The following is a 12,047-nucleotide window of genomic DNA, read 5'->3' as shown; positions in this document are numbered from 1 at the left end:
TTTCTTTGATGACAGATAGATGTTCGATAAGAGTCACGGAATGAAGCCTGTTTGATGAACTAATAAGCGCTACAATACAGGTTTTGGCAGGTTTGAAGCTAGTTCTTCAAAGTATGCTCGCGCCCTGCATTATTTATGGAGTTTGGATAGTGGTGAAATCACAGATCTAGGGGGATTCGAGCAACATGCGGAGAAAGTAAAAAACAACTCTACTAAGTTCCTTCTCATGACAAAATCTCAGGCCGATCTGCTGATACAATTGGTTCTTGGTGGGCAAAAATAATATCACGTTGAAAGGCCATTTTGATATGTAGATATAGCGCTTTGCCCCTCCCAAGCACTTCAGCAGCAGAACTATTGAACATTCGTACAATCTTCTATCCTTTTAATCCCCCAACACAGTTAGCAACCTTGTAACTTTATGACATAATGGCAGCCATTCAGAGAACAAATCGGGTGTTTTGCGATCAGTTGGCGGTATTTTGTAGCAAATTTTCAAAATGCCTTAGCCTGTCACGGCGCAAACATCACTATACACAGTAAAAATTACACGATACATGACTCAAGCATTAGAAACTAAAAACGCCGCTAGCCCAGAGAAATCAAGGGCTAAGCTTGATCGCCGCTTTTCCATCGCGCCAATGATGGAGTGGACCACGAGCGATTACCGTGTGTTTGCACGTTGCATTACCAAGCATACGCTGCTGTACACAGAGATGGTGACGACTGGCGCACTGCTGCAGGGAAACAACCCTGAACGCTTTTTAAAGTACGATGACTGTGAGCATCCGATTGCGCTGCAATTGGGCGGTTCCGATGCGGCGGCATTGGCCAAGTGCGCTAAGATGGCGGAAGAGTTTGGCTATGATGAGGTCAACTTAAACGCCGGCTGTCCAAGTGATCGCGTGCAAAACAGTTTGATCGGTGCCATCTTGATGGCTTACCCAGACAAGGTCATCGATGCTATGAATGCGATGCAGGATGCCACCTCATTGCCGGTGACATTAAAACACCGTATCGGTTTGGACGATCAGCAAGAATACAGTGTAGTACGTGACTTTATCGGCACCGTGGCCGAAAAGTCTGCGACGGAAACCTTTATCGTGCACGCCCGCAATGCGATCTTGCAAGGCTTAAGTCCTAAAGAGAACCGTGAGATTCCGCCGCTTAAGTACGATTTCGTGTATCAGTTAAAGAAAGACTTCCCGCATCTTGAAATCTTGATCAATGGTGGCATTAAAACTATTGATGAGACACAAGAACATCTACGTCATGTAGATGGCGTGATGATGGGCCGTGAGGCCTACCATAACCCTTGGGTTTTAAGCCAAGTCGATCAGGCCGTATTTGGCCAACCATCGCTGGTCAGCGACCGCTTTGAAGCACTAGAACGCTTTATTCCGTACGCTGAACGTCAACTGGCGAATGGTGAGCGCTTGATGCATTTAACGCGTCATTTGCTTGGTATTTTCCAAGGTTTACCTGGTGGTAAACAATTTAGACGCTACCTTTCAGAAAATGGTCATCGAAGTGACGCTACAATCAATGTGTTACTGGACGCCATCGAATTGGTTAAACAACAGCTAGACAAAAGCAAAGGATAAGAGCAATGAGCAATAAGTTATCTCAACTAAAAGAGTTCACAACGATTGTTGCTGACACAGGTGATATCACTGCAATCAAAGATTTCCTACCAGAAGACGCGACGACTAACCCGTCTTTGATGCTCAAAGCTGCCCAAATCCCAGAGTATGCGCCATTTATCGATCAAGCGATTGCTTGGGCGAAAGAGCAAAGCGACGACAAAGCACAACAAATCATCGATGCAAACGATAAGCTTGCAGTCATCGTGGGTACTGAAATCCTTAAATACGTTCCAGGTCGTATCTCAACAGAAGTGGATGCGCGCCTTTCTTACGACAAAGAAGCAACGATCGAAAAAGCACGTCGTTTAATCAAACTTTACGAAGACGCTGGCATTTCTAAAGATCGCGTACTGATCAAAGCCGCTTCTACTTGGGAAGGCATCAAGGCCGCAGAAGAGCTAGAGAAAGAAGGCATCAACTGTAACTTGACGCTATTGTTCTCATTTGCTCAGGCGCAAGCGTGTGCCGAAGCAGGCGTATTCCTAATCTCGCCATTCGTTGGCCGTATCCTAGACTGGTACAAGAAGTCGACTGGCGAAGAGTACACAGCAGAAACCGATCCAGGTGTGGTGTCTGTGACGGAAATTTACAACTACTACAAGCAGCACGGCTACAAGACGATCGTGATGGGCGCAAGCTTCCGTAACATCGGTGAGATCGAGCAACTTGCAGGTTGTGACCGTCTAACCATCAGCCCTAACCTACTGGAAGAGCTGAAGAAAGACGAAGGCACTCTAGAGCGTAAACTGGTGCCTGCAACTGAAATCACGCCAGCTGGCGAAGCGGTTACAGAACAGTCTTTCCGTTGGGCACTAAATGAAGATGCGATGGCCACTGAGAAACTAGCGGAAGGGATCCGTAACTTCGCAGTAGACCAGCGTAAACTTGAGAAAATGATCGAAGAGAAGCTATAAGCCCTCCTCCAGACATTTTCCACAACAAAACGCGACTTTATGTCGCGTTTTGTATTTCTGCTTGCTGGATTTATAGCCAGTGGGCAAGCTTTCCGCAATGATTATGAAATCCGCGCTGTAATCCTATTTCTTATGCTTTTCCTATCTATACTCAGGATTCTTGAATGAAACTAGGTATACATATGCTTCAACGTATAAAACAATTTAGTGTTGGCCTGCTGATGTCTGTCAGTGCGCTGGGCTATGCAGCAGAAGCAGAACCACAATTTAAAGTCGACCAAGTGGCCCAATTAGATGGCATTCCTTGGGGCATGACGCAAGTAAATAGTAATACCCTGCTGGCGACCATTTTAGACGGTCAGCTGCTACGCATTGATATGCAAACCGGTCAGTACTCAGAGGTTTCTGGGCTGCCCAAGATCGCTCGTCTTGGTCAAGGGGGCTTGTTAGACATCGCCTTGGCACCTGATTTTGAGACCAGCTCTTGGATTTATTTAACCTACGCGCATCCGACCAAAGAAGGCGCGACGACCGCCTTGGCACGTGCCAAACTGAACGGTAACACCCTAACTGATTGGCAAGACTTATTGGTCGCTGATGCTTCCTCGTCGAAAGGCCAGCACTTTGGCAGTCGTATTGCGTTCGATGGTAACGGCCACGTATTTTTCTCCATCGGTGATCGTGGCGAACGTGCGAATGCACAGGATCTATCCAATCACGCCGGTAGCATCTTACGCCTCAACCTAGACGGCTCAGTGCCTGCGGATAACCCCTATGTACGCCACGGCAACATTCGTCCTGAAATTTGGAGCTTTGGTCACCGTAATCCACAAGGATTATTCTTTGACCAAAAAACGCAATTGCTTTGGTCCAATGAGCATGGCCCACGTGGCGGTGATGAGATCAATTTGATTCGTGTCGGCGCCAACTATGGCTGGCCGATCGTGTCGTTTGGCAAAGAATACTGGGCACCGATTAAAGTGGGTGAAGCCACCAGTAAAGAAGGCATGGAAGACCCTAAGAAAGTCTTTATTCCTTCCATTGCCCCTAGCTCCTTGCTGATTTATCGCGGTGAATTGTTTGACGATTGGCACGGAGACTTCTTGTCGACCGCCTTAGCATTGCGCCATTTGAATAACGTTCGCTTGAAGTCAGGGGAAGTGTTTGAAACACGCTTCTTAGAAGGCCTAAACGAGCGCATGCGAGATGTGATTGAAACCCATGACGGCTCCATTATTATCAGTACCGATTCAGGCAAGCTGCTGCAAGTTCGTCCAAGTAACGATTATTAAGTAAACCAAGAAAGAGGCGATCAAGCCTCTTTCTTTTGCTGCTGGAAAATGGCTATGCGCCAGAACGGTTATACTCTTGATACCACTGACGTAGCTCAGTGAGTGCCATAGGTTGAGCGATCGAATAGCCTTGGAAGTAGTCACAACCGGCTTCTTTTAACAGCTCAAACTTCTCCTTGTTCTCAATACCTTCCGCCGTTACTTTAATGTGTTGGATGTGACACAGCTCTACTGTGGGCTCCATTAACAAGTGATAGCTTTGGTCGGTCAAACGATCCACCAGCTCCTTATCAAATTTCACCTTATCCACCGGATAATCGATCATCTGCAACAGCGGCGTATAACCGATACCAAAGTCATCAATGGAAATTCTAAAGCCTGCATCACGCAAGTCGCGCAATACAGAGAGCACCTGCTCAACGGCAAAGTAGCCAAAGGTTTCTGTGATCTCTAACTCTACCGAGCCATCCGGCACGTTAAATTCACGTTTTAGATTGATAATACGGTCAGCAAAGGACGCCTGCCCCAACTCCCCTGCGGAGATGTTGATGGCAATCACCACCTGTTCACCGAGAAACTCTTGTAACGTGGTCAATTGTGAAAAGGCATTGCGGAAGACCCAATCATCAATTTTTGTATAGGAGCCGGTTTGCTCGGCAATCGGCACAAACTCATCTGGGGTAATCTGTCCAAGCTCAGGAGAATACCAGCGTAGTAGTACCTCCAAGCCTTTAATATGACGATCGGCATCGACAAACGGCATAAACATTAACGAGAACTCTTCGTCACAGTTGACGAATTTCAAGGCATCCTCGATCAACTTCACACGACGCGCTTCGCGGGCAATGGTATGTGAGTAGGCGGCAAAACGGTTCTTGCCGGTACGCTTGGCGTGGTACATGGCCATATCGGCGTTGGCAATCAGCTCGCGCAGGTCTTCACCATCGTTCGGGTAGCTGGCAATACCAACGCTGGCCGACACTGGCGTAATGTAGCGCTCGGTTTTAAAGCCCCCTTCAAACAAGGCGACTAAGTTCGACGCTAGAGTAAGACGTTCATCTAGGCTTTCATGAGCCAACACAATGGCAAATTCGTCGCCCGCAAGACGCGACACCAATGAGCTCTGATTACGGTGCGTATCGCTTTGCAGCAACTCTTGGAAAGAGCGCGCCGCGTGTTGTAATAGCTCATCCCCTGCTTCATGGCCTAGGCGGTCATTCACAAACTTGAAGTTATCCAAATCAATATAGATCAAGGAAACATGGCTGTGACGATTCCAAGCACGAATCAAAGCACGCTTGGCAAATTCTTGGAAACGGGTACGGTTGGGCAGCTTGGTCAGAGCATCCGTTACCGCAAGGGTACGTGACTCGCGCAAGTTCTCATGCAGTTGATCGTATAGGTCGTAGAACTTACTGCCCAGTCGACTCACCTCGTCCTCGCCAATAGGCTTTTGAATATTGGACTGTCGCTCATCCATCACTAGGGTCAGCTGCTGATCCAGTGTCTCAATCGGCAAGATAATAAAGCGTCGGATCAAGAACAGTAGTAATCCCGTTATCCCCACCCCTAATACAAACGCGACAGCAATCATCCAATCGACTAAGTAGGTGCGTGCTTGACGCAAATACTGTTCGGTCAGCTCCACTTCTAATTCAAAGCTAGGATATAGCGTCACCTTGCGGAATGATGAGTCGGGCTCTTCGACGAGGTTAGCAGTGCGGTTAACGATCATGGGCGCATTGCCATATTCTGCTTTTAACTCATTAAGCTTCTGATCGAAGGACTCTAAATACACCGTGGCAACGATGGCCAAGCTGTCGTCCATGGAAGGTCGGACAGGTGAGATAAAGGTACTGCTATTAATGGCTTTACCATACATGTACGCATGTCGACCATCTTTCATAAACATGATCTTTTGAGCTTCCGTCGCCTCTTTGAAAATTAACGCGCGGGCGAAGTTAGGTAGGAAGCTGGGGACATCGGAAAACGGGTTATCACTGCGCTCATAGTGATAGATAGGCTTACCCTTACCATCAAAAACCGTTAACGAGACTCGAATTCGCTGATCACCCAACACATCATTGATCAAGAAATCTAAACGTTGCGTAACCAAATATTCACGAATGTCTTGACCAACATAACGTGTAAAGTTGACCAGGGTCTCACCTTCCATCAGCAAAGAGATAATATCAGAGCTGATATTGGCCTCCCGCTCGAATTCCACTTTGGCTTGCAACAATTTAAGGTCGAGGCGGTTCTGCTCCACCTCAGTAAGAGTATCGGTTTGAATTCGGTAAACACCGACCGTTGCTACCAATACTCCGATTAGAAGAATGGGTAAAACGAGAAGTACTAAGCGCTTAGTTAAAGTCATGATAACGAATTAAAGCGTCCTTGATACGCGTCCTTTTTAAAATATCAGAACCTCTAAGTGGCTGAAAGAGCACTGCTTTTTCGAGCGTATCAGAGTCCAAGTAGACAGTTGGGTCTTGCAAAACTTGTTCATCGATAAGGTCTAATGCGTCCTTGTAAGGACTAGCAACCCACAGGGTCTCAGTGCTTTGTGCACTGTTCTCTTTTTGCGTTAGAAAATCAATAAGGGCTTGGGCTTCTTCTTTATATCGAGAGTTCGCTGTAATTGCCAAGCAATCTAGCCATATTATCGCGCCTTCATCAGGAATAACATATTGCCACACGTCAGCGCCCTGTAATTCATTTAAACCAACTTGATCACCGGAATAGGCTGGCGCCGCCCACACTTCTTGCTGCTCAGGGTTTGCCAATACATAAGTATAAATATAGTCATAGGTCGCCACATGGGGCGATTGGACTTTGAGTAGCTTAAACGTTTCTTGAATCTGACGCTCATCGGTACTGTTCACCGAGTATCCTAAAGCAGATAAGGCCGGCATAATCAATTCATCTGCTAGCCCTAACATACCAATATGGCCACTGAGTTCAGAAGAGGGCGTTAGCAGTGACTGCCAGCTTGTGAGTGGCTCGGTCAGCTTATCTTCTCGATAAACTAAACCATAAGAGCCCCACAAATACGGTCGCCCAAACGCCCCACAACTAGAGGGCAAAAAGGTTTCACGTTTAGGTTGTTTGGTCACTGGATATAAGTAGCCCGCACCACTTAGAACACGGATCGTAGAGCTGTCGACCACGGCCACATCAATCTGCTCACTGGCGTGGCCCGATAGCACTAGATTTCGCTGCGCTTCATCGTCGAAATACACTTGTTTGACGGCAATCCCCGTCTCTGCCTGCCATTCATCAAGCAAAGACGGATCGGTGTAATCTTCCCACGTATACAGTGTCAGCGTGACAGCCCGTGCTTGGGCTGTACTCGCCGCCATGAAGGTCGCGAATAATAAAGCGCCGTAGGCAATCGTTTTGCTAAACATTGATACTCCCCAACGCCTTATATTGTCACCTAAAAGAGTTACAGCTCTTCACCCCAAGAGTCTGTTTCGCCCCATGAGTCGCTGCTGCTCTCTTCCCCCCAAGAATCACTTTCGTCACCCCAAGAATCGCCTTCATTGCCCCAAGAATCTTCTAGGCTTTCATTAGCCGCAGGGTCTTGAGCAGACGCACCAGAGGCATTTTGTGTTCTGGAGATATCTTTTACCTCACCTTCACGCGTTTGAATGTAGACATCTCGTAAAAAAGAGTAACGATCGCCAAATACCATTCGTTCAGCGGATAAGTACTTAGCGCGAGTTTGTACGATATTCAGGCCTCGAGCAATCCACTCCTCATCGGCATTTAGATCGTATAAATCCAAGCCATCATATAACGAGTAATCAACCACCATACCGCTGGCATCTCGTGCGGTTGATGGGCCAAAAAATGGCAACACTAGGTAAGGTCCGCTGTCCACTCCCCAATACCCCAGCGTTTGGCCAAAGTCTTCATTAAACTGCTCAATCCCCATGGCCCCCGCCACATCAAACAAGCCAAAAATACCAATCGTGGTATTAATCAGAAAACGTGAGGTAGAGGACGCGGTTTCATCCCACTTGCCCTGCAGCAGATTATTAAAGGTATTGGGAATTTCCCCTAGGTTTGAGAAGAAGTTACTCACCCCTTTTTGCATAAAGTTAGGCGTCACCGCGTCGTAGCCTTGCGCCAACGGCTTTAAGCCATACTCATCTACGGTTTCATTGAAGCTAAAAATCGAGCGATTGAAGCCCTCCCATGGGTCTTCTGGCGTGGTGGTGTCGGCCACGGCAAAGACGGATAGGATCAGCAAGGTAAAGCTCGCAATTAAATGTTTCATGAATTATCTCCCTATAGATCAAACAAGCTTTTTAACTTCTTGCCATTGTTTTACGAGACGTTTGTCAGAAATTGGCTCCAATGTGCCAACTGTCTGCGCAAACAAGGAAATTCGATACTCTTCTAACAACCAACGATAACGGGTTAGATTGGGATCATAAATGCCTTTATCGTCATGGGCTTTTTTCTGGCGTAGATACTGTTCCCAAAGGTTTTCCAATTCACCAACGGCGGCATTTTCTTTATTCAAATGGTTTTGGAAGCGCTCAAGGCGAACTTCAACCCCTTTGAAATAACGCGGTAATTGCCCCAACCAAAACAGTGGTGTTGCGCCGATAAAGCCTGGATACACCAAGTTCTCCAATTGCTTTTTAATGTCCCCGTAGACACGGGTCCAAGGCAATGGAATCGAGCCTTTCATGCGTTTTGCCACCTTTTGGTAGGCAGACAGCACTGAATGTAATTGTAGCGCCATATCATTCGCAATGGAGACTAGCTTATTGCGATGGTCCGCTAAACATTGCTCAAACTGGGCTTTGGTGCGTGGCAATGGACGCTCTTCTAGAAACACTTTCTCAATGATGGCATCGAGCAAGTCATCAAGCAGCACCTCTTTTTTGCCAATCGGTGCAAATAACAGCATCGACTCACGCAACTTCGGCAAGTTCTTCTCAAGGTATTTCATGTCCTTGTGCAGAGCCAGCCTTAACAGCGCAATGACCCCTTTACGGTGCTCTTCCAACGCGGTGCTTGGGTCGTCGAACATTTTCAACGACACACTAGCTTGGTTGGCCACTAAGGCTGGGAAGGCCGTGACCTTGATACCAGCTTGTTTCAGCTCCTGACGTTCCGGAACATCTTGATCCGGCCACTCGGTCAGCTCGGCCTGCTCATGTTTCTTAGTGCCAAACTTGGCGAAGCTCTTTTCCACCATTTCCGCAAAGCGACTTTGCAACTCAGACAAGTCTTTACCGCTGCCCAGCACTTTGCCACGTTCATCAATGACATCAATATTTAGCGTCAAGTGACCGTCTAAGCGCTCGGCGTTCCATTCGGTCAGCGGGATGTCGATCAAGGTTTCACGCTTAATCTGCAGCGATAACTGCTCCAGCAAGTCACCTTTGTCTTTCGACAAGTTCGGGTAAATGCGCTCTACAAACTGTGGGATCGGTACGAAACGTCGGCGTAACGCTTTCGGTAAAGCACGAATCAGAGACTCACAACGCTCTTTCACGTAGCCAGGGACAGCCCAACCGAGTTCGTCTAAGGTCAGCTGGCGCAGTAAGCCTACCGGTACTTTTAGCGTCGCACCGTCTTTTTGCTGGCCAGGAGCAAATTCATAATCGATCGGCAGCGCCACGCCGTTTAAGGAATAGTTATCAGGGAAAGCGTATTCATCTACTTTCACATCCTGATTGATCAAGTCCTCACGGGTCATCAATAGCGTGTCAGGGTTTTGCTTAGCAAAATACTCAACGCTCTTTTGGTTGCGCACATCTTCCGGTAAACGTGTGTTATAGAAACCGAATACCGCTTCATCATCGACCAAAATATCTCGGGTACGCAGTTTCGCTTCTTGGGTTTCAACGTTTTTGATTAAGTCTTGGTTATGAATGAAGAACTTGGCTTTGGATTTTAACCCGTTTTCCACCAACGCCTGACGAATAAACACGTCGCGAGCGTCTTCAGGATTCACATGGCCATAATCGACGCGGCGCTTCGCCACCAAGATCAAACCGTACAAAGACACCTGTTCAAAGGCCACCACTCGACCTTGGTTGCGTTCAAAGTGCGGATCAAAATACTGTCGTTTAACAAATGGCGCAGCGTATTCTTCCACCCATTGCGGATCGATTTTCGCCACAATACGCGCATACAACTTACTGGTTTCTACCAGCTCCGCTGCCATCACCCACTGCGGTGGGCGTTTAAACAACATGGAGCCTGGGAAAATTGCGAGTTTACGTGAACGACAACCCAGCATCTCTTTGCTGTCGTCCATTTTGTTGGCCACTTGGGTAAACAAACCAGCCAACAAAGCACGGTGAATGGCGTCGTACTGACGCTCTTCGTGCTCCACTTCTTTAAAGCCCAGCTGCTTACAGGCAATGAGAATCTGGCGGTGAATATCACGCCATTCACGCATGCGCATAAAGTTTAGGAACTGCTTACGGCAGTATTGGCGCAACTGGTTCTGTGATAGTTCTTGGCGCTGCTCTTCAAAGCGTTGCCATAGATTCAACAGCACCATAAAGTCCGAGTTTTCGTCCTTGTCGACGGCGTGACACTGGTCAGAGTGGGTTTTCTTATCCTGCGGGCGCTCACGTGGATCTTGCACTGACAAAGCACTGACAATGATCGCTACTTCTTTCAAAACGTGGTGAGCATTGGCGGCGATCAACATACGGCCCAATTTCGGGTCGATTGGCAGTTTCGCCAACTGACGGCCAATGGTGGTTAAACGATCACCTTTTAGCGCACCCAGTTCCGTCAAAGCACGGTAGCCGTCATTGATCATGCGTTTTTCAGGCATTTCCACAAACGGGAATTTCTCGACGGCGCCAAGGCGCAGGTTCGCCATTTGCAAGATAACCGACGCAAGGTTGGTACGGAAAATCTCTGGATCGGTAAACTCTAGACGGCCTTGGAAATCCTCTTCGTCGTACAGACGAATACAGACACCTTCAGCGACACGACCACATCGACCTGCACGCTGGTTGGCGCTCGCTTGGCTGATTTTCTCAATCGGTAGTTGCTGTACTTTGGAACGCACACTGTAGCGACTGATACGCGCCAAACCTGGGTCGATAACATAGCGAATACCAGGCACCGTCAGGGAGGTCTCGGCCACGTTGGTCGATAATACAATGCGACGTCCGCCATGGGGCTTAAAGATACGCAATTGCTCTGCACTGCTTAGGCGTGCGTACAATGGCAAGACTTCCACACCACGCAGTTCTTCCCTACGCAATAACTCCGCGGTTTCACGGATTTCACGTTCCCCAGGCAAGAACACCAAGATGTCACCGGCACCGCGATAACCCGAACCACGCTCTTCGGCGATCAGTTGCGTCACAGCATCGACAATGCCCTGCTCCATCGACTGATCTTCGTCGAGCTCCTCAACGTCCGATTTACTCAACAGTGGCTGATAACGAATTTCTACCGGATAAGTACGACCCGAGACTTCGATAATCGGTGCATCATTAAAATGACGGGAAAAACGCTCCACATCGATGGTGGCTGACGTCACGATCACCTTCAGATCTGGACGTTGCACCATGACACGCTTTAAGTAACCCAGCAAAAAGTCGATGTTCAGACTGCGTTCGTGGGCTTCGTCAATGATGATGGTGTCGTACTTTTGCAGGAGTTTGTCCTGCTGGATTTCTGCCAGCAAGATACCATCGGTCATCAGCTTAATCAGCGTATCTTCTTGGCTTTCGTCGGTAAAACGGACTTGGAAACCCACCGCTTCACCGAGTTTCACCTCAAGTTCATCACTGATACGTTCGGCGACACTGCGCGCAGCGATTCGACGTGGCTGAGTATGACCAATCTGGCCATTGATACCGCGCCCTGCTTGCAAACACATTTTTGGCAGCTGAGTGGTTTTACCCGAGCCAGTTTCACCGGCGATGATCACCACTTGGTTATCTTGAATGGCTTTGACAATCTCATCACGACGCGCCGATACCGGCAAAGAATCATCGTATTTGATCTGTGGAATACGTTCTAAACGCGCTTCATACAGCGCTTTGGACGCCTCTATCAACTGTGCTAATTCGGCTTCCAGTTTTGAGGTGGGTAACCCCTCACTGCGACGCTTTTCCAGCGTGTCCAATTTTCGAGTGATGGCATGACGGTCTTTCGCCATGAGTGCAGTTTGCTGAATGTCGTGCAAAACTGTT

7 protein-coding genes are annotated in these 12,047 nt (G+C 48.0%); 3 read left to right on the top strand and 4 right to left on the bottom strand.

All coding sequences use genetic code 11. From position 1 onward, the window contains the following. The first annotated feature begins 557 nt into the window (after positions 1–557). From dusA to MAQ5080_RS12950, 3 genes are all read left to right on the top strand, one after another. Positions 558–1,604 carry a tRNA dihydrouridine(20/20a) synthase DusA gene (gene dusA / locus MAQ5080_RS12960; protein ID WP_067211148.1) on the top strand — a complete coding sequence of 349 codons (1,047 nt, stop codon included), beginning with the start codon at positions 558–560 and terminating at the stop codon, positions 1,602–1,604. 5 nt (positions 1,605–1,609) lie between these two features. Further along, complete coding sequence (gene tal / locus MAQ5080_RS12955) at positions 1,610–2,560, top strand: transaldolase (protein WP_067211151.1); 951 nt, start codon at positions 1,610–1,612, stop codon at positions 2,558–2,560. Positions 2,561–2,742: 182 nt separating this feature from the next. Next, positions 2,743–3,852 (top strand): PQQ-dependent sugar dehydrogenase, encoded by a 1,110-nt coding sequence (locus tag MAQ5080_RS12950; protein ID WP_082861113.1) that lies wholly within the window; start codon positions 2,743–2,745, stop codon positions 3,850–3,852. A gap of 52 nt (positions 3,853–3,904) precedes the next feature. On the opposite strand, the gene MAQ5080_RS12945 is transcribed toward MAQ5080_RS12950, so the two are convergent. Genes MAQ5080_RS12945 through hrpA form a run of 4 tightly spaced genes read right to left on the bottom strand, consistent with a single transcriptional unit; the run spans position 3,905 to position 12,013 of the window. Next, the gene (locus tag MAQ5080_RS12945; protein ID WP_067211154.1) at positions 3,905–6,229 is read right to left on the bottom strand and encodes a putative bifunctional diguanylate cyclase/phosphodiesterase; all 2,325 of its coding nucleotides are present in this window, start codon (positions 6,227–6,229) and stop codon (positions 3,905–3,907) included. Next, positions 6,216–7,262: a polyamine ABC transporter substrate-binding protein gene (locus MAQ5080_RS12940; RefSeq protein ID WP_067211158.1), complete on the bottom strand. Its 1,047-nt coding sequence runs from the start codon at positions 7,260–7,262 to the stop codon at positions 6,216–6,218. Before MAQ5080_RS12940 ends, MAQ5080_RS12945 begins: the two co-directional genes overlap by 14 nt. A 38-nt stretch (positions 7,263–7,300) precedes the next feature. Next, positions 7,301–8,137, bottom strand: a complete 837-nt coding sequence (locus tag MAQ5080_RS12935; RefSeq protein ID WP_067211161.1) for an MlaA family lipoprotein — start codon at positions 8,135–8,137, stop codon at positions 7,301–7,303. Positions 8,138–8,155: 18 nt separating this feature from the next. Continuing rightward, entirely contained in the window at positions 8,156–12,013 is a 3,858-nt protein-coding gene (gene hrpA / locus MAQ5080_RS12930; protein WP_438501671.1) for an ATP-dependent RNA helicase HrpA, read from the bottom strand. Positions 12,014–12,047 lie beyond the last annotated feature (34 nt).

This window comes from Marinomonas aquimarina (assembly GCF_900089755.1).
GTDB lineage: Bacteria > Pseudomonadota > Gammaproteobacteria > Pseudomonadales > Marinomonadaceae > Marinomonas > Marinomonas aquimarina.
Note: the sequence above shows the minus strand (reverse complement) of the source record. Positions and strands in the feature narration are given on the sequence as shown.